A 19,450-nucleotide genomic window follows, 5' to 3' on the forward strand; every position below is an offset into this window, starting at 1 on the left:
CTCGACGTGCCCTCCGGAGGCCCCGGCGGGCTGTACGAGTACCGCAGCCGCACTCCGCAGGTCACAAGGCGCAGGGGGCCTCACGGACCGCCGTGCGCCGCCTGATACCGCCCCGTGGAGGACTGATGCTCCCTCAGGTGCGCATGGGCGGGCGCGTCGAGGGCCGGGGGCGCACGGACCGAAGCGTCACCGGGCGGCCGGCCGCTGCCCGGAGTTGGTGATCGCGCCCCGTCGGCCGCCTCCGGGCGGCGGGATAAGGATTCTTCGGCGCGCCGTGGGCGGCGGCCGATATTCCGCCGGATGGTTTCCCGTTGATCGGTTACCGATCCGGGCCGGACGGCCGGGCGAATTGCGAGCCGGACCGAGGCGGTTCGGCGGGGGCGGGCCGCCGGTGGGCCAATGCGGAGCCCCGTATCCGTCGGACGCGTTGCGCAAGATCTTCTTCGGGGTTATTGCGTCGGCGCCAGGCCAAGATCTTCTCTCTTGGCGACCGGTCCGCGGCGGGCGGCGGTAACCGCGCGGCGCCGGCCGGGAACCTGCCGCACCGGCCCCCGGGCCGGGCCCCGGGGAAAGGAACGAAGCCGAGGAGAGCGGGGGCGGGGAAATAGGAGGCCCGGCGGCACCTCGCCCCGCCTCGCCCCGCTATGGTCCGGCAAGAAGGGGGGGCTGGCCCGCGCTTCGGCTCAACGCGGTACCCGGCCAACGGACTTGACGTGTCGTTTGCCCTGTCTCCCGCGGCGCATCCTCTCGCCGACGACTCGCGTACCGCGGCAGTTCTCCGAAATCAGCCGGTCGTCATGGCGGTCGGGAAGTGGCGGAGAATCACGCGGTCCGTGTATAGCGGGAACCGCGCCGCTGCGCATATCATTGACGTACATCGACTTCATAGCTGAGCCGCTCGCCGGAGCGGCTCCGCATATCACCCCTCACCCGGCACCACCGGGACCTGAGCGACGCCGAAGCCGTCATTTCCGCACGGCCTCCTCCGCCGTCGGCATGAAACGGTGAGCTGGGGGTTCATATCCCCGGGGCGGCGTAGCGCGCCTACGGCATATGCGGGTCGTCACCGCTCCAGCGCACTGGCCCACCTGTCGCACCTCGCCGTGCGCCGTACGGCTGGACGCCCGGCCGGGGGCGCACACCGCTGCGGAGCGTGCCATGAAACGCCCACCGGCCACCGGGCAGTGCCCCGAGGCGATCAGCACGCCCGCGTGGTGAACCGTCCGGGGCTGTTCACCGTGTCGCTACTGCGGACGACAGACGCTGGGGGGAAGAGGGCGACGGTGGAATGTGAACAGGTACGCGTCGAGCTGGCGGCCCACGCCCTCGGCGGGCTGGAACCGGCCGAGGCGCAGGCGGTGGAGGATCATCTGGCGGGCTGCCCGGCCTGCGCGGCCGAGTGTGCCGGCCACGCCCGCGTGGCCGGGCTGATGGGCACCGTCCAGGGGTGGGAAGTGGCGCCCGACGCACCGGTCCGTGGACCCGGGCCTGAGCGTTCCCTCGACGCCCTCCGCGCCCGCCGCAGCACCGAGCGCGACGAACGGGGCTGAGACGGCGCATGCCGTGGTGGCCGGCGGGGAGCGGGTTAAGGTGCCCGTGTGCCGACTATTGTTGAGCTGATCTCCTACCCCATCAAGGGGTGCGCCGGTGTTTCCCTCACCGACGCGCCGCTGACGGAACCGGGTCTGCCGCACGACCGCAGCTTCATGGTCGTGGACCGGGACGGTGTGTTCCGCACCCAGCGGCGGTATCCCCGGCTCGCTGTCATCCGCCCCGAGGTCGCCCCGGACGGGCAGCGGCTCACCCTCTCGGCGCCGGGCGCCGGCCAGGTGAGTTTCGGGATCGACGTGGCGTCCGCACGGCGCGATGTACAGCTGTTCGGGGCCCCGTACCAGGGCATCGACCAGGGCGAGGACGCGGCCGGATGGCTGTCGGAGGTGCTGGGCGAGCCGAGCAGGCTGGTGCGCGTGCCGCCGGAGCACGACCGGGTGGCCGACGGATGGACACCGGGCACCTCCGGCTACGCCGACAGCAACGCCGTGCACATCATCTCCCGGTCCACCTTGGACGCCCTGAACCAGCGGCTCGCCGAAGCGGGCGGTGAACCCCTGCCGATGTCGCGCTTCCGGCCCAACATCGTGATCGGCGGATGGGAGGAGCCCCATCTGGAGGACCGGGTGCGCCGGATGGACATCGGCAATGCCCAACTGGGCTTCGCCAAGCTCGGCGTGCGGTGTGCCGTCACCATGGTCGACCAGAGCACCGGAGCCAAGGCGGGCCCCGAGCCACTGCGTACCCTCGCCCGCTACCGCCGCGGGCCCGAGGGCGGCGTCGTCTTCGGCGCGAAGTTCTCCGTGGTCCGGCCCGGCAAGATGGCCGTGGGCGATGAGGCGGCGGTCACCGCCTGGGACGGTCCGCCGCCGGGAACGATCCCGCGATGACGCCCTCGGGCCTCGCCGCTGCCACACGGCAGGCGCTGCCCGAGGTGATGGACGACCTGGGGACGTTGGTCGAGGTGATGGACGACCTGGGGACGTTGGCCGAGGTGATGGACGACCTGGGGACGCTGGTCGAGGTGATGGACGACCTGGGGACGTTGGTCGAGGTGATGGACGACCTGGGGACGCTGCCCGAGGTGATCGACGACCTGCGGACTCTGGTCGAGCCGCCCCGCCGCCCCGCGGCACGGCGGCGGTCCACGGCGCGGCCGAGGACGCGTCAGGAGACCAGGAAGTCCGCCTCGCCGGCCTTGGCGCCGCGGATGAACGCGAGGATCTCGCTGCGGGTGTAGATCAGCGCCGGGCCGTCCGGATCGGTGGACTGACGGATCGCGACCCGCCCGTCGTCCAGCTTCAGGGCCTCGACGCAGTTTCCGCCGTTGCCACCTCTCCACGGCTTGCTCCAGCCCTCGCTGCCGAGGTCGGCCGCGCGCATGCCGTTGTGAATGCGATCCATCCAGATCAGAGCTCCTTGCGGAAATCACCGAGGATTTCCTTTGTGCGTCGTGCGGTTGCCGCCTGGGCCGCCATGCGGTCCATGGCCTCCAGATGGGAAGCCACCTCGATACGTTCATCGAGGTAGACGGCGCCGGTCAGGTACTCGACGTAGACCATGTCCGGCAGTTCGGGAACAGCGAAGCGGAAGAGGGCGAACGGTCCATAGGTGCCCGGATGGTGTCCGGAGGCGAACTCCGAGATCTGCAGCGTGATATGCGCCATCTCGGTGCTCTCCAGCAGCCGGTCCACCTGCCGCCGCATCACCGCCGGTGAGCCGACGCTGCGGCGCAGCACGGTCTCGTCCATCACGACCCACAGCCGTGGCGCGTCCGGCCGGGTGAGCAGCGTCTGGCGCTCCATGCGCAGCGCCACATGGCGCTCCACCACTCGGGTGCCCGCCTGACCGACGGCGCCGGTCTGCATGACGGCCCGGGCGTAGTCCTCGGTCTGGAGCAGCCCGGGGACGAAATGCGGCTCGTACGCCCGGATCATCTCAGCCGCGCCCTCCAGGCTGACATGCACACTGAACCAGTCCGGAAGGATGTCGTGGAACCGCTGCCACCAGCCGGGCCGGTTGGCCTCTTCGGTCAGGGTGATGAACGCCTCGAGCTCGGCGCCGGTGATGCCGTAGGCGTCCAGCAGCATCCGCACATACGGGACCTTCAGCCCGACCTCGGCCGTCTCCATCCTGCGGACGGTGGCGGGCGCGACCCGCAGCACCTTCGCGGCTTCCTCGCGCCGGAACCCCGCCTTCTCGCGCAGATCCTGCAGACGCTTGCCGAGGACGACCTGGCCCACGGTCGGGGCCGACCGCGGTTCGCTCACCTGAAACCCTCCCTGACCGTCCCTCTTGCCGATGCGCGCAGTGTGCCATGCCCAGGACGGCCCGGACACACTGCACAGGCAACTCTGCACAATTCACAGTGGCTCTTGCCAAGTGTGTTCGGCGGTGCGCATAGTTGCCTCATGATCCCCTTAACGCGGCCGTGGCCGGCCTTCGCTGGATGACTCACGCCTTCGCCGGTGCGCTGACCCCAAGGACGGGGCGTGCCTACGACGCCGTGGGGGTGACCGAGCGGAACGGACCCCGGGTCATGGATCTGCTGCCCCGGGCGGGCTGTGTGCTCGCCGACGCGGGGCGCTGGTGGTGGATCGTGCCGCCCCAGTCCGACGTCGGGGTCAGCTGGCCGCCGCTGACCCACTACGCCGTCGGCGGCCGGATGGCCGGTCCGTCCGAGGGACGGACCGGCCTCGCGGGGGAGGAACCACGGCTGGTGCACTGGCCCCGCGACAACGAGCCGTACACCCACCCGCTGCTGCTGCACATCGCCGTCTGCGCGGCGGCCGGAATTTCACCGGCCTGGCCGCGCGAGGACCGGCGGCCACCGTCATGACAGGCCGTCGTCCTGCAGATAGGCGGCCGGGCTCGGATAGCGCCGCAGCGCCGGGCCGCGCCCGGTGGGCTCCTCGTCGGGCTCGGCGGCAAGGGCAGCGAGATCCGCGGGGTCGTAGGGCATGGCCCGCGTCTGCTCCACCGGGGACGGCTCCGGTATGACGGCCGCCGTCTTCTGTCCGTAGACGGGGATGTTGTCGACGGTCGTCTCCTCCGGAGACATCCCCGGCTGGGCGTATGCGGCGGTCGCCATCTGCGGCTGAGGCGCCTGGGCCTGGACCACCGGGATCCGGGAGGTCTGCGCCAGGGCGTTCTGCAGCTGTGGGTCCTGCAACTGCGCCCTCGGGAACTGGGAGTTCTGCGGCTGGGGCGCCTGCTGCATCAACGGCTGCTGCATCTGGGGGGCCTGGCTCTGGGCCGGCTGGAGCTGCGTCTGGAACTGCTGAGCCTGCTGCGGGACCGCGGCCGGGGCCTGGTACGGCGTCTGCACCGGGGGAGTGGCGACGTACGCGGGCGCCAGCTCGGCGGGCCCCTGCTGCTGGGTGTATCCGTTCGAGCCGCCCTGGAAGGACGCCGGCTGCCCGTACGGATCCACGCCGCCCTGCGAGGCCGGCAGGGCGGCCGCCGGGTAGAGCGGCTGCTCCTGCGCCGCCGGCGCGGCGGCCAGCTGCGGCATCTGCTGGTACAGGTAGTCGAACGACTGCTGCTGGGGCGCCGAGTACATCGGCGTCTGCTGGTCGTAGCCGACCTGGGGAGCGTAGAAGGACGTCCCGTACAGCACCGTGCTCAGCCCGGTCAGCAGCCGCTGCACATCCGGCTGGGAGCGCACCACCAGACGCATGAACTGACTGCTGCTGCCGAGCTTGTTGCCGCATTCGCGGACCAGCACCCCGTGCTGGGACAGCAGCTGGCTTCGGACCCAGGTGCCGTCGATACCACCCGGCAGCTTGATGAAGACGAAGTTGCCCTGTGAGGGATAGACCGTCACCCCGGGCAGCCCGGCCAGCTGGTTGGTCATCTGCTGCCGGTCGAGGCTGATCATCCGCAGGCTGTCCATGTACTCCTGCCGGTAGCGCTTCAGCATGAAGACGATGACCTCGGCGAAGGAGTTGAGATTCCACTTCGGCAGCCGGGAGCGGATCTGCACGGCCAGCGCCGGATTGGCGACCAGATAGCCGAACCGGACGCCGTGCAGCCCGAAGTTCTTGCCGAGGCTGCGCAGCACGATGACATTGGGGCGCAGCACCGCCTCGTCGACGACGCTCGGATACGCCTCGGAGTCGGCGAACTCCAGGAAGGACTCGTCGATCACGACCAGGTCGAGGTCGGAGAGGGCGTCCATGAGGCCGATGACGGCCTGGCGGGACAGCAACCCGCCGTCGGGGTTGTTGGGGTTGCAGATCACGGCCACCCGTGAGCCCCGGGAGCGGACGAAGTTGACGAACGCGGACGGGTCGAGCGCGAAGCCGTTCATCTCCGGGAGCTGGAACATGTCGACCCGTTTACCGGTCTCCATCGGCTGGTCGGTCCACCGCCCGAAAGTGGGGATCGGGACCGCCAGGCTCTCCTTCACCAGCAGATGGTCGATCCAGGTGATGAGCTCCGTCGAGCCGTTGCCCATCGCCATGGTCTGCGGCTGGAGCCCGAGCACATCCGCGAGCTCGGCGGTGATGGTCTCCGCGGAGCTCGGGTAGTAGGTGAGGATGTCCCGCAGCCGGACCGCCATCACGGCGAACATGGCGGGAGTGGGGAAGTACGGATTGCAGGGGATGCAGAAGTCCACGAGCTCCTGTCCGCCACCCGTGACCCCGGCGCGGTTCAGCGCGAAGTACGACGGGCTGTGGGCGGTGCCACGGAAGAGCTCCATGGCATCACCGGTATGGCCGACTGGGGCAACAGTCACGGCGGGACCTCCTCGGTCGCGTGGGCCGCGTCGATGGACTGACACGGCCGTTGCGGCTCGTCCCTCGAGCCTGACGCATGATCCCTCGAACGCGGGGCGGGTGAGGATTTTCGTGGGGTCTGTGAAGAGTTGCGGGACAAGTGCGCCTGTGTCGAATAGAATTCCGCCCCTTACGCTCCTAATGAAGAAGAGCGCCGCTGGACGCGTAGGAAGCCGTCAGCCCGGAGGGCCGGCCGGGCGCTCGCCGCCGGCGGGCGCGGTCCGGCTCTGTTCCGCTACCCAGAACGCCACCTGTGCACGCGAGGTGAAACCGAGCTTGCTCAGAATGTGCTCAATATGGCCCTCGGCCGTGCGCTGAGCGATCACCAGTGCCGCGGCGATCTCCTTGTTGCTCAACCCCTGCGCGACCAGCCGGGCGATCTCCGTCTCCCGCCGGGTCAGCGGCGACGGCCGTTCGCCCACCGCCGCTTCCGCCGTGGGCAGTTCGTCCTCGAGAGCGTAGACCAGCGCCTCGTCGTAACGGAGCCTGGCACCCTGTCTGAAGGCCGCGTTGTAGGCCGACTTGCCCAGAACCCGGACCACGTTCGCCACGCATTCCTCGTGGTAGTGGACCAGATGCCCGTAGCCGGACAGGGGGGCGCCGATGGCTTGCCAGACGGTCTTCAGGATCCCCAGGAGCCTGGCCGCCCGCGGGTGGTCCCGGTCGGTGGCCGCGATCCAGGCCAGAACTTCCAGATTGACCCCGACGCCCAGCGGGTCGTCCAGCGAGCGGTTGAAGTTCAGGCTGTCCTTCTCCAGGGCCGCCGCGCGGGCGTTGTCGCCCTGGCGCCACACCTCGATGCCAAGCGCCATCATCGTGTAGGCCCGGTGCCAGCCCTCCCCGTACGCGTCGCACACCTCCAGCGACTCCTCGCCCAGCTCGATGGCGCGCGGTGAGTCACCGACGAAGGAGTGGGCGAGCGAGAGCCGGATGAGCGTCAGGGCCAGCCCCACCGGGTCGCCGATGGCACGGTGGCGGGCCACGGCCTCCTCGTAGAGCGCCATCGCGGAGGCGGTGTCGCCGCGGTACATGGCGACCATGCCGGAGTAGAGCGCCGCATAGGCGAGGGCGGGGTCGAGGCCCAGCCGGTCCCCGAGGTCCCGGCTCTCGTCGAGCATGGCCGCGGCGGCGTCGGTGTCGGACTGGATGATGGCCAGCCAGCTGTCGGTCCACAGCGCCCGCGCCCGTATCTCGGTCGGCTCGTGGCACAGGGCGAGCCCCTGGTCCAGCCAGCGGCGGCCCTCGGCGAGGTAGTAGCTGGTGATCCAGTGGTAGAGGAGGTCGGCCGCGATGCCCAGACCGAAGATGGCCTGCTCCGGTTCGGCGAAGCTGGACTCCAGGGCGGTGCGCAGATTGGCGTGTTCCAGCTGGAGCCGGGTGAACCACTGCACCTGGGCCGGTCCGAACAGCGCCGCCCGGGCGTCGGCCGCCAGCATCCGGTAGTAGTCGCGGTGGCGGCTCAGCCGTGCGGTCTCCTCCCCGGACGCGCCGAGCCGCTCACGGCCGTACTCACGCAGCGTGTCCAGCATCCGGTAGCGCACCGCCGTGTCGTGCTCCTCCCGCAGCAGCACCGACTTGTCGACCAGCTCGGTCACCAGGTCCAGGATCTCCTCGCGGGCGATGCCCTCGCCCGCGCAGACCGCCTCGGCGGCCTCCAGGTCCAGGGATCCGGCGAAGACCGAGACCCGGGCCCACAGCAACCGCTCCCGCTCGGTGCACAGTTCATAGCTCCAGTCGATCAGCGCCCGCAGGGTCTGATGCCGGGGGAGCACCGTCCGGGAGCCGATGGTCAGCAGCCGGAAGCGGTCGTCGAGCCGGTCCAGCAACTGCTGGACGGACAGGGCGCGCAGCCGTACGGCTGCCAGCTCGATTCCCAGCGGAATGCCCTCCAGCCGCCGGCAGACCCGCTCCACGGCCCCCCGGTTGTCCTCGGTGATGTGGAAGCCGGGCAGGATGTCCCGCGCCCGCTCGACGAACAGCCGCACCGCGTCGCACTGCGCGAGCGCGCCGGTGGACAGCCGCGGGCCATCGGCGTCGGGCAGCCCCAGCGTCGGGACGGCAAGGGTTTGCTCGCCCGCGGTGCCCAGCGCCTGCCGGCTGGTGGCCAGTACCCGCAGCCGGGGCGCCTCCCGCAGCAGCCGGCCGGTGAGCAGGGCGCAGGCCTCCAGCAGATGCTCGCAGTTGTCCAGGACGATCAGAGCCTGTTTGTCCCGCAGATGGTCGACGAGGACGTCAATCGGCGGCCGGGAGGAGTGGTCCAGTACCTCCAGGGCCTCGGTGACGCTCTGGGCGAGCAGCGCGGGATCGTCGAGCTCGGCGAGTTCGGTCAGCCAGACGCCGTCCGGGAATGCCCGGCGCGCGTCGTCGGCGACCCGGAGCGCCAGCCGGGTCTTGCCGACCCCGCCCACCCCGGTGAGGGTCACCAGACGCGAGGCGGACAGCATGCGCTTGACCTCGGCAGCCTCATGCCGTCGCCCTACGAAACTCGTCACCTCGGCCGGCAGCCTGCCTGTCTGCCGCCCGGTCGAGGTGCTCGTTGCCACCGCACCCATCGATGCCTCGCACCAGCCTCGGGCGGGCGGGGCTCGCCCGCACGGACCGAGCCGCCACTTTCCAGGCTATGCCCGCTGGGCAGGCGTCGCCCACCGCCGCGAGGGCGGCCGGCCATCGTCCAGCGTGACCTCGCCGCGGCGGCCGGATCAGGTACCCATCCGGGGATATCTCCCCTCCTCGGATGGTGCCGCGCCACTCCATGCTGGAGGTCTCGGTGACGAATTCCGTCGGCCGTCGGCGGACGACCGAAAGACCAAGCGATGATCCATCAGCCTCCCTGTCCTCCCGCTGAGGCTCCGGACCAGCCGGCATGAACGCCGCGACACTCACCCTCACCGCGCCCATGAGCACGGTGCGCCGGCCTGCCCGGCCGGGACCCGCCACCAGCGGCGGGATGTCCTGGCTGCTGCCGTCCGAGCCCGCCTCGGTGCCCCGCGCCCGCCGCCTCGCGCTCATTCAGGTGGCGGCGTGGACGCTGCACGAGCTCGCCGACGAGGCGGAACTGCTCGTCAGCGAGCTGGTCACCAACGCTTTGCGGCACGCCGTCGGGCCGATCAGGCTGACGCTCTCGCTCTGCTCCGCCGACCGCGCCTTCCGGTGTGAAGTCTCCGACGAGGACCCCGGGCTGCCCCGGGTGCGCCGGGTGTGCGACGACGACGAGGGTGGGCGGGGGCTCCATCTGATGGAGGGACTCTCCCGCTGCTGGGGCAGCACCCGTAGCGCGGCGGGAAAGGTCGTCTGGTTCGAGCTCCACACCCGCCGTTCGGCCCTGGAAGCCGTCCTGGAGGACGGTGCCGACCACACCGACCGACCGTGAGCCGACGAAGGGAGATGCCATAGACGACTCCATGCCTCGTACCCACACACAAGTGATACCGATCGGCCCGGGGACGGGATGGTGAAAGCCCTCACCACGCCTTCCGTCCTCGGGCCTGCGATGTGGCCACAATTGATCGTCGTCGTTCGGTTCGGGTAGCTTTACGATCGCACTGAGTAGCATACTTTTCCGATACCTCGCAAAGACATTCGTGGAAAAGACGGGCCGGAGGGGGCTGCCGTGCTGAACCGGACCGACGCCTCCGGCTTACCCGGCACGCTGGCCGGGCGCGCCGGCGAACTGGCCGCGCTGGGCGGCCACGCCGAGGCCGCCCGCGCGGGGCGGTCCGGCCTCGTGGTCCTGTCCGGCCCCACCGGAATCGGCAAGACGAGCCTGCTGCGTGCCTTCCTCGACGGCGACGCCTGCCGGACGATGACCGTCCTGCACGGACGATGCGGTGAGGTCGAGGCCGGCGCGGGCTACAGCGGCGTACGCGCCCTCTTCGGCGGCCTGGGCCTGACCGCCGAGGGCGCCCAGGACTCCCCGCTGCTGCGCGGCGGCGCCGGCCGCGCCCTGCCCGCCCTCATGCCCTGCCCCGCCGACGAGGAGCCGCCCACGGCCGCGGCCGTCTACCCGGTGCTGCACGGCCTGTACTGGCTCGCGGTGAATCTGGTGGCGCAAGGTCCGCTCGTCCTCGTCCTCGACGATGTGCACTGGTGCGACGAGCGGTCGCTGCGCTGGATCGACTTCCTGCTGCGCCGGGCCGATCATCTTCCGCTGCTGGTGGTGCTGGCCCAGCGCACCGAGGCGGAGCCGGCCGCCCCCGCGGCCCTGGCGGACATCACCGCCGGGCCCCGCGCCTCGGTGATCCGCCTCACCCCGCTGACCGGCCCCGATGTGGCCCAGATGGCACGGCAGGTCTTCGAGGCGCCCATCGCGCCGTCCTTCGCCGAGCGCGCCGCCGCCGTCTGCGGCGGCAACCCCCTCACGATCGCCCGGCTGCTGAGCGAGCTGCGGTCCAAGGGCGCGCGGCCCGACGAGACGGCCATCCGCGCGATCGCCGAGGTCGGCCAGTACGTGGTCGCCCTGTCGGTGCGCGCCCTCTTCGACCGTCAGCCCGACTGGGTGCGCGAGGTGGCCACCGCCGTCGCGGTGCTCGGGGAGGAGGACGCGGAACACATCGGCGCGCTGGCCCGGGTGCCCGCCGCCCGCGTCGAGGAGGCCGTGGCGCTGCTGCGCCGCGTCGAGGTGATGGCGCCGGACCGGATGGACCTGGCCCATGACGTGGTGCGCTCGGCGGTGCTGGAGGCCGCCGGGCCGAGGGCGCTCGCCCGGCTGCGCGCCACGGCGGCCCAGCTGCTCAGCGACATCGGCCGGCCCGCCGAGGAAGTCGCCAGCCAGCTGCTGCTGGTGGACGGCACCCCCGAGCCGTGGATGCGCGGGGTGCTGCGGGAGGCCGCCGCGCAGGCCGAGCACCGTGGCGCCCCCGAGGCCGCCGCCCGCTATTTGCACCGGGTCCTGGAGGCGGAGCCGCAGAGCGTGTCGGTCCATGTCCAACTCGCCAAGGCGCTGGGGGAGACCAACCCGGTGGAGTCCATCCGCCTGCTCGAGCACGCGCTCACCCTCGCCCCCGACGTACGTACCAGGGCGCCGATCGCCGTGCAGCTGGGCATGACCAGCCTCACGGTGCAGCGGTCACCGGCCGCCGTACGAGTGCTCGGCGCGGTGCTCGACGAGCTCGACCAGGAGATCGGTCCCGAACCCGAGCCCCGCGACGCCGAGTTGCGCACCCTCGTCGAATCGGCGCTGCTGATCACCGGGTCAGATGAGAAGGCGACGATCGGCACGGTCCGGGAACGCTTCGCGCGGATGACCGAGCCCGTCGGGGACACGCCCGCACAGCGCCAGATGCTCGCCATGATGACCGTGCTGTCCGCGATGGAGGGCCGGTCACCGGAGCGGACGGTGCGACAGGCCCGCCGGGCCCTGCACACCCCGGGCCCCGCACTCGGCAACTGGTCGCTGCTCACCTCGGCGTTCGCGCTGAGTCTGGCCGACGAGGTCGAGGACTCGCTGCGGGCGCTGGACCGCTCGCTGCGGCACGGCCAGGAGAACGCGGCGGTGTGGTCGTATGTGATCACCCTGTCCACCCGCGCCCTGGTCCTGTACGGCATCGGCGCGATCCCCGACGCGCTGGCGGACGCCCAGACCGCCGTGGAGATCATCGGCGAGGAGCAGTGGAGCGCCAATGTGACGATGCCCCAGACCTCCCTTGCGCTCATCCTGATCGAACGGGGCGAACCGGAGCGCGCCGAGGAGCTGCTGGCCGCGGTCACCCGGCCGAACCTGGACGGGTTCGTGCTGGAGTACCACTACTACCTGCTGGCCCGCGCACGGGCCCGCTGGGCGCTCGGCGACGCCGACACCGCGCTGCGGCTGCTGCTGGACTGCGGCGCCTCCCTGGAGGAGACCGGGTTCGCCAACCCGGCGTTCGTCCCCTGGTGGGTCGAGGCCGCCTGCGTCCTCGCGGCGGAGAAGCGGCCCGGCCAGGCGCGGGACGTCGTCGACCACGGCACCGAGCTGGCCCGGCGCTGGGACACGCCCCGTGCGCTCGGACTCGCCGCCGTCGCCCGGGGCGTGACCAGCCCGGGCGAGGCGGGCATCGACCTGCTCACCGAGGCGGTCGGACACCTCGCCGGCTCGCCCGCCCGCACCGAGCACGCCCGCGCCGAACTCCTGCTCGGCGGGGCGCTGCTGGACGCCGGCCTGACGCGCGACGCGCGGGAGCGGCTGCGGACGGCCGCCGACCTCGCCCAGGGCTGCGGCGCGCTCGCGCTCGCCCGGGACGCCCGGCGCCGACTGGTCTCCGCGGGCGGCCGGATGCGTGAGATCACCGCCTCGCCGATCGATCTGCTCACCGGCACCGAGCGCAAAGTCGCCAAACTCGCCGCCCGCGGGGCGGGCAACCGCGAGATCGCCGAGTCACTGTTCGTCACCGTGCGCACCGTCGAAATGCATCTCACCAGCGTCTACCGGAAATTGAGCCTCACTCAGCGCGCCGAACTGGCCTCCGTGATGAGCGCCCCGGACATCCCCGACCCCCAGGCGCCGGCCTGGGTCCACGCCTCACGCGGCCGACGCTGAGCCGTCATGGCAGCCCGGTTACGCGCCTCGGCTATGCGCCCGGCTTATAGTCACACCATGCAGCTCAACGGGCTCCCGTTCCCAGGCCGCGAACGAGAGCAGGCCATGCTGGCCCAACTGGTCACCGAGCTGGGCAAGGGCCGCCCGGCGGTGATGACGGTGACCGGCCGGCCCGGCTTCCTCCAGAGCGAGCTGCTGGGCTGGACGGCCGGGTTCGCCGAGGACCACGGTCTGCGCGTGCTGCGCGCCCGGGGGACCCCGGGCGAGAGCGAACTGCGCTACGGCATGGTGGGGCAGCTGCTGACCCCCATGGAAGGGCTCAGCGACGGCTCGCTCCACGCCCTGGCCGGACAGGGACCGGAGGGCCGCTTACCGGGCCTGGCCGAGCTGCTGCGGACCGCCCACGACCGGCCGACGTTGCTGGTCGCCGACGATGTGGGATGGCTGGACCCGGCCTCACTGCACTGGTTCGAAGCCCTCGTGCGGCGGCTGCCCGGCACCCGCGTCGCCCTGCTGGCGAGCGCCACCGGCGCCGTCCACCCGGGCTGGTGCGGGGTCGCCTCCTCCGGGCTGGTGCGCAGCACCCAGCTCGCGCTGGCCCCGCTCACCCTCCGGGACGTCGCCACCACCGTGGCCCTGATCTGCGGCACGCCCGGCGACGAACCCTTCACCGCGGCGGCGCGGGAGATCACCGTGGGCAACCCCGCGGTGCTGCACGAGGCGCTCGCACTCTTCACCGTCCGCGGACACGAGCCGGTCGCCGCGCGGGTGCCCGAGCTGCGCGCGATCATCGAGTCCGTCTGCGGCGAATACGCCGACCGCGCGCTCAGCGGACTGTCCGACACGGCGGTCGCCGTCGTCCGCGCCCTGGCCGTCTGCGGCGAACTGGTGGACCTGCCCCTGCTGTACGCGCTCGCCGGGTCACGCACGGCGAGCGAGCCGGGGCTGCGCCTGGCGTTGGAGGCGAGCGGGCTCGCCACCGCCGGCGGCACCGGACTGCGGCTGTGCTGCCCGGAGGCGGGGGGCTGGGTCCTCGCGCAGATGCCCGCCGGTGAGCGCGCCGATCTGTACGCGCGCGCCGCCGAGCTGGCGTACCGGGCGGCCGTACCCGACGAGGACATCGCCCGGCTGCTCCTCGCCGCCCGGCCGGTCGGCGAGCCGTGGGCGCTCCACACGCTGCGCCGCACCTGCGCGGCGGCGCTGCGCGCGGGCCGGTCCGCGCACGCGATCGCCTGTCTGACCAGGGCGCTGGAGGAGCCTTTGGAACCGGCCGCGCGCGCCCAGCTGGGCCTTGAACTGGCCGCCATCGAGGTGCTGACCGCCCCCGAGGCAGCGGACCGCCGGCTGGAGGAGATCATCCGGACTCCCGGCGACGAGCTGGCCCAGGCCCGTACCCGCGCCGCCGACCTGGGGTTCGCCCGGGGCAGCGTCGAGGGGCTGCGCCGCGCGGTGACGAGCGCGCTGCCCACCGCCCGGGGCGGTGAACTGGACGAGATGACGGCGCTGTTCTGGCTCTCCCAGGAGGACCGCCGGGACGACACCGAGCTGATGCTCCACGACCTCGACCCGCTGCCCGAGGACCCCCTCTCGCCGGCCCAGGCCGGCGCCCGCGCCTGGCAACTGGCACTGCGCGGCGAGGACCTGGCCATGGCCAGGGCCCTGGCCCGCCGTGCCCTCACCGGCCAGGACTGCGGAACCGCGCTGATCCTGCCCCGGCTCGCCGCCGCCCGCGCCCTGTGTCTGACCGACGACATGGACGAGGCCGAGGTCAGGCTGGACGTTCTGCACACCGAGGTGCGCCGCCGCCGCGTCCGCGCCGCCGCCGCGATGGTGCTGGCCTTCCGCGGCGAACTCAATCTGCGCCGCGGCCGGCTCGACATGGCCGAACGGGATGTCGCCGCCGCCGAACGGGCACTGCCGCAGTCCCAGTGGCATCCGCACTCCGCCCCCTATCTGACCGCCGTGAGGATCACCGTCGCTCTGGAGAGCGGCCATGACGACCAGGCCAGGGCGCTCGCGGCCGCCCCCGCCGCGTCGCAGGACGGCATGGCCTGGGCCTATCTGCTCTTCGCCAGGGGAACGGTGGCCTCCTTGGACGGCAGGACCGCGGAGGCGGTGGAGCTGTTCCGGGGCGCCGGCCGTGAGCTGTTGCGCCGCGGGCACCTCAACCCCGCCGTGATGCCCTGGCGTTCGATGGCCGCCGGGGCCTGTGAGGCACTCCAGGACCACGCCGAGGCGCGGCGGCTGAGCGAGGAGGAGATCGCGCTGGCCCGGCGGTGGGGCGCGGCCAGCGCGCTCGGCTGGGCCCAGCTGGGCGCCGGGCGGGTGTCCCATGAGGACCGGGCCGGGCAGCTGCGCGAGGCGGTGCGCACCTTGCGTGGCACCCCCGCCCGGCTGGCGTTCGCCGGAGCGCTGACGGATCTCGCCGAGACCGAACTGGACGCGGGGAACCTGCAGGCCGCGGCACCGCTGGTGGCCGAGCTGGCCACGTTCACCACCACCCACCGGCCCTCGAGCAAGCTGGCCGAACGGGCGCGCTCACTCGCCGGACGGCTGGGCCGGCCTGCCGCCCCCGCCCTCGGCCCGCATCCGGCGTGGCCCACGCTGACCGAGGCCGAGCGGCGTACCGCGATCCTCGCCGGACTCGGCCACGGCAACCGGGAGATCGCCGACATGCTGACGGTGACCAGACGCACGGTGGAGCTGCGGCTCAGCGGCGCGTACAGAAAGCTGCGCATCGGCGGGCGCGTGGAGCTGCGCGCACTGGTGCGGGCGACGGAGGGGTATGGAACGGATGTTGCTTGAGCGGGAGACCGAGTCGGCACAGCTGGCGGGCGCGTTGCGGGCCGCCCGTACGGGGACCTCCTCGCTGCTGTTGCTGACCGGCCCGCTCGGCATCGGCCGGACCGCTCTGCTGCAGCATCTGCCCGCCCTGGCCGGGGCCGAGGACGTCCGCGTCCTGCGCGCCAACGCCGCCCCGATGGAATCGGACTTCGCCTTCGGCGTCGTCCGTCAGCTGTTCGACAGCCTGCTGACCGGCGCCCCGGAGGAGCTCCGCGAGCGCTGGCTGCGGGAGCACGGCGGCTTTGCCCGTACGGTCTTCGCCGACGACGCCAGGCCCGTCGGTGAGGGCCGATCCGCCGCATCCGAGGCGATGCTCCACGGTCTGCGGCTTCTGCTGGCCGATGTCAGCACGGACAGCCCCCTGCTGATCCTCGTGGACGACCTGCAGTGGGTGGACGCCCCGTCGCTGCGCTGGCTCGCCTATCTGTCCAGGCGGCTGCACGGAATGCGCGCCGTGCTCGTCTGCACCCTGCGCGACGGCGATCCGCGCGCCCAGGACCCCGTCCTGCGCGAGGTCACCGACGCGGCCGGGCGGGTGCTGCGTCCCGCCCCGCTGACGCTCGGCGCCGTCAAGGGGATGATCCGCGAGCAGTTCGGTGAGCCGGGCGACGAGGAGTTCGCCCGGGCCTGCCACGACATCTCCGCCGGCAACCCGCTGTTCCTGAGGTCGCTGCTGACGAGCCTCGCCATCAGCGGCCACCGGCCGACCGCCGGCCACACCGTGGCGGCCCGCGACATGCGCCCCTCCCAGCTGCGGGAGCGGCTCGCGGGCGGTCTGCGCACCCAGCCGCGGGCGGTACGGGACCTGGCCGCCGCCATCGCGGTCTTCGGCGAGCCGGGCGAACCCGAACTCATCGCGCGGCTCGCGGGGCTGGACCCGATCGGATTCGCCGCGGGCCTGCGCGCCATCCACCAACTGGGGCTGCTCGCCGCCGAGGAGGAGCCGCGCTTCGTCCACCCGGTGGTGAGCGACGCCGTCGAATCCTCGCTGACGGTCGCGGAGCGCGAGCGGCTGCACGACGCGGCGGCGGCGCTGCTCTACCAGGCCGGATGCCCGGCGGAGCTGGTCGCCGCCCAGCTGATGGCCGTCACCACCTCGCACCACCCCTGGTCGGTCGAGGTGCTGCGGGCCGCCGCGGACACCGCGCTGCGCCGCGGGGCGCCGGACATCGCCGCCCGCTATCTGCGCCGCGCGCTGCTGGACGGCTCCCTGCCGGGCGAGTCCCGGGCCCGGCTGCTGATCGATCTGGCCACCGCCGAGCGCGGCTTCGACCCCGCCGCCTGCGAACGCCATCTATCGCAGGCCATACCCCTGCTCACCACCGCCAGGCACCGGGCCGCCGCCGCGCTGCGGATCTCCCCGGCCATCGTGGGCCTGGCGCCCCCGTCGGTCATCGATCTGCTGCACCAGGTCGCCGAGGACCTCGGCCCCGCCTGGTCGCTGGAGGGCACGGCGCGCGATGTGGCCCTGCGGCTGGAGGCGCGGCTGCGGCACGCCGGGCACGAGGACCCGGCGGAGCTGGCCGCGGCGGTCGAGCGGCTGACCGGGATGGGGCAGGACCCGCCGCTGGGCTCCGCCGCCGAGCGCGAGCTGGTGGCGGTTCTGCTCACCTCGGCCACCGTCACCACCCGGCTGCCCGCGGCCGAGGTCACCCGGCTGGCCCACCGCATCCTGGAGCGCGAACCGGCCACCTCCGGCCGGGCGCACACGGCGCTGCCGCTGGTGGCGATCGCGCTGGTCGCCGCCGACTCCATCCAGGGCGTCAGCTCCTGGCTCGCATTGGAACAGCACACCCGGCGGCAGGACACCACCGTGGTCGACGCGCTCGTCAACGTCGAACAGGCGATGGTGCTCACCGCGCGCGGGCGTGCCGCCCAGGCCCGCGACCATGCCGAGCGCGCCGTACGGCTGGCCGAAACCCACTGGCAGGAGGTGGGGGCGATCTCCACCGTCGCCCTCACCGGGGTCGCCCTGGATCTGCACGACCCCGCGCTGGTCGAGTCGATCCTGGACGGCCCCGGGCGGCGCCGGTCCTCGAGCCTGGCCCTGACCGCCGCGCTGCAGATCCTGGGGGCGTCCCAGGAGGCCGGGAAGGGCCGTTGGACCAGTGCCCTGGAGACCGTGCTGGCCTGCGGCCGGCAGCTGGAGGCGTCGGGCTGGCGCAACCCCGTGCTGTTCCCCTGGCGGCCCCTGGCGACCACCCTTCAGCAGCGCCTCGGTGACACGCGCGCCGCGCTGGCGCTCGCCGAGGAGGAACACGAGCGGGCGACGGCCTGGGGAGCACCCGTCGCACTCGGCCGCGCACTGCGGATGAAGGGCCGGCTGCACAGCGGCGAACGCGGAGTCGGTCTGCTGCGGGAAGCGGTCGACATCCTGCGCGCGTCGGCCAACGAGCTCGAACTCGCCCGCGCGCTCGTCCTGCTGGGGCGGCGGCTGACGGGCAGTGCCGAAGCGGGCGCCGTCCTCCGGGAGGCATCCGCCCTCGCCTCGGCGTGCGGTGCCGGCTGGCTCGTCGAACGGGCCCGCACCGCGGCCGGGGGCGGCGCGGGCGCCGTACGGCCGGAAGCCACCCTCACCCGTACCGAACGCACCGTGGTCTCCCTCGTCGGCCGGGGTCTGACCAATCAGGAGATCGCCGATGAGCTGGGAGTGACCTCCCGCGCGATCGAGAAGCATCTGACGCACGCGTATCGCAAGCTGGACGTCTCCGGCCGCCGCGAGCTGATCGAGCTGCTGCCTCGCATGGATGGCTAAACGTCTCGTAAACGGTGCTAATTCAAGCCGGGGAGACATGCTCTCCGAACCCCGGTGAACCGACCGTACCGACCCACCGAAACCCTGCGGTGCGGACCGAACCTTCGGCGCCCCCGACCACAGGATTGGGCGGTCAGGGCCCTGTTGACGTTGACTGATGTGCCCGGGGCTCCTTAGTCTCCATTCTGAAATCACATTGGAAATCGAATGCTGCGGATAGCCCGCTATTCGTTTCGCGTAATGAGAAATTCAGGAAGGGATGGCAGTCCCTTGGGAATGTCCGCTCCAGCAGATTCGGCTCGGTCAACCCCCCACGAGTCCGGATGCGACCAGACCGAGTACGCGGATCTTCTGCGCCAGTTCGACCAGCCCGGGGTGTGTGTCGTCTGTCTCGACCCGTCCTTGACGGTGCAGCAGGCCAACCGGGCATTCTTCCGGCAGTTCGAGGACTCCTCGACGGACGTCTGCGGCCGAGACTTCTGCGACCTGGTCCATCCCAGCGTCCAGCAGTCCCTCAGGTGGCAGTTCACCCGGCTCGTCGACGGCACTCGCCATCGCTTCGCCGCTCAGGCGGTCCTCGTCGGAGCGGGGGGCTCCGCGTTCACCGGCGCGCTCACGGCCGTCGCCGTGCGCGAGGGCAGCTCCCATGTCGCCTCGATCCTGGTGGTGCTGCGCCCCACCGCGGGCGGCGGCACGGTGGACATGGTCACCGACCGCAAGAAGATCGTCAGCGAGATCGAGGCGCGCATTCTGGAGGGCATCGCCGCCGGCATGTCCACGGTGCCCCTCGCCGCACGGCTCTACCTCAGCCGGCAGGGCGTCGAATACCACGTGACGCGCCTGCTGCGTAAGCTGCGGGTCCCCAACCGGGCGGCCCTTGTCTCCCGCGCCTACTCCATGGGTGTGCTCAAAGTGGGCTCCTGGCCTCCGAAGGTCGTCGACGACTTCGTCAAGTGAGCCCTCGTGTGCATACGGCCGTGGCCGACCCCGACCGGGTCGGCCACG

13 protein-coding genes are annotated in these 19,450 nt (G+C 72.2%); 9 read left to right on the top strand and 4 right to left on the bottom strand.

Annotated features, from left to right (window positions below):
- Positions 1-1,283 precede the first annotated feature (1,283 nt).
- From ABZU99_RS10775 to ABZU99_RS10785, 3 genes are read left to right on the top strand one after another with little or no spacing between them, the layout of a single operon-like run.
- Positions 1,284-1,550 (top strand): zf-HC2 domain-containing protein, encoded by a 267-nt coding sequence (locus ABZU99_RS10775; protein ID WP_356050193.1) that lies wholly within the window; start codon positions 1,284-1,286, stop codon positions 1,548-1,550.
- A gap of 48 nt (positions 1,551-1,598) precedes the next feature.
- Positions 1,599-2,441: an MOSC N-terminal beta barrel domain-containing protein gene (locus ABZU99_RS10780; protein ID WP_356050194.1), complete on the top strand. Its 843-nt coding sequence runs from the start codon at positions 1,599-1,601 to the stop codon at positions 2,439-2,441.
- Positions 2,438-2,791, top strand: coding sequence for a hypothetical protein (locus ABZU99_RS10785; RefSeq protein ID WP_356050195.1), 354 nt, complete (start codon positions 2,438-2,440; stop codon positions 2,789-2,791). The genes ABZU99_RS10780 and ABZU99_RS10785 overlap by 4 nt, the downstream gene beginning before the upstream one ends.
- On the opposite strand, the gene ABZU99_RS10790 is transcribed toward ABZU99_RS10785, so the two are convergent.
- The gene (locus ABZU99_RS10790) at positions 2,719-2,955 is read right to left on the bottom strand and encodes a DUF397 domain-containing protein (protein ID WP_355948272.1); all 237 of its coding nucleotides are present in this window, start codon (positions 2,953-2,955) and stop codon (positions 2,719-2,721) included. The two genes, ABZU99_RS10785 and ABZU99_RS10790, sit on opposite strands and share 73 nt — an antisense overlap.
- Positions 2,956-2,960: 5 nt before the next feature.
- Positions 2,961-3,821: a helix-turn-helix transcriptional regulator gene (locus tag ABZU99_RS10795; RefSeq protein ID WP_355948275.1), complete on the bottom strand. Its 861-nt coding sequence runs from the start codon at positions 3,819-3,821 to the stop codon at positions 2,961-2,963.
- A 179-nt stretch (positions 3,822-4,000) separates the two neighbouring features.
- Here ABZU99_RS10795 and ABZU99_RS10800 point away from each other — a divergent pair, with 179 nt between their 5' ends.
- A complete protein-coding gene (locus ABZU99_RS10800; protein WP_356050196.1) occupies positions 4,001-4,390 on the top strand; it encodes a hypothetical protein in 390 nt (129 codons plus the stop codon).
- On the opposite strand, the gene ABZU99_RS10805 is transcribed toward ABZU99_RS10800, so the two are convergent.
- Together ABZU99_RS10805 and ABZU99_RS10810 are read right to left on the bottom strand one after the other, a co-directional pair.
- Positions 4,385-6,256 (bottom strand): aminotransferase class I/II-fold pyridoxal phosphate-dependent enzyme, encoded by a 1,872-nt coding sequence (locus tag ABZU99_RS10805; protein WP_356050203.1) that lies wholly within the window; start codon positions 6,254-6,256, stop codon positions 4,385-4,387. The two genes, ABZU99_RS10800 and ABZU99_RS10805, sit on opposite strands and share 6 nt — an antisense overlap.
- Before the next feature lie 252 nt (positions 6,257-6,508).
- Positions 6,509-8,824, bottom strand: coding sequence for a LuxR C-terminal-related transcriptional regulator (locus ABZU99_RS10810; RefSeq protein WP_356050197.1), 2,316 nt, complete (start codon positions 8,822-8,824; stop codon positions 6,509-6,511).
- Positions 8,825-9,195: 371 nt separating this feature from the next.
- Here ABZU99_RS10810 and ABZU99_RS10815 point away from each other — a divergent pair, with 371 nt between their 5' ends.
- From ABZU99_RS10815 to ABZU99_RS10835, 5 genes are all read left to right on the top strand, one after another.
- Positions 9,196-9,702 (top strand): ATP-binding protein, encoded by a 507-nt coding sequence (locus ABZU99_RS10815; protein WP_355948282.1) that lies wholly within the window; start codon positions 9,196-9,198, stop codon positions 9,700-9,702.
- A 240-nt stretch (positions 9,703-9,942) separates the two neighbouring features.
- Positions 9,943-12,846 carry an AAA family ATPase gene (locus ABZU99_RS10820; RefSeq protein WP_356227791.1) on the top strand — a complete coding sequence of 968 codons (2,904 nt, stop codon included), beginning with the start codon at positions 9,943-9,945 and terminating at the stop codon, positions 12,844-12,846.
- Between the two features lie 57 nt (positions 12,847-12,903).
- Entirely contained in the window at positions 12,904-15,651 is a 2,748-nt protein-coding gene (locus ABZU99_RS10825; protein ID WP_356050199.1) for an AAA family ATPase, read from the top strand.
- Positions 15,641-18,445, top strand: a complete 2,805-nt coding sequence (locus ABZU99_RS10830) for an AAA family ATPase (protein WP_356050204.1) — start codon at positions 15,641-15,643, stop codon at positions 18,443-18,445. Before ABZU99_RS10825 ends, ABZU99_RS10830 begins: the two co-directional genes overlap by 11 nt.
- A gap of 276 nt (positions 18,446-18,721) precedes the next feature.
- Positions 18,722-19,402 carry a LuxR C-terminal-related transcriptional regulator gene (locus ABZU99_RS10835; protein ID WP_355948291.1) on the top strand — a complete coding sequence of 227 codons (681 nt, stop codon included), beginning with the start codon at positions 18,722-18,724 and terminating at the stop codon, positions 19,400-19,402.
- Positions 19,403-19,450: the final 48 nt, after the last annotated feature.

Origin of the sequence: Streptomyces sp. NPDC005266, assembly GCF_040607655.1 — a bacterium.
In the GTDB taxonomy this organism is placed as follows: Bacteria; Actinomycetota; Actinomycetes; order Streptomycetales; family Streptomycetaceae; genus Streptomyces.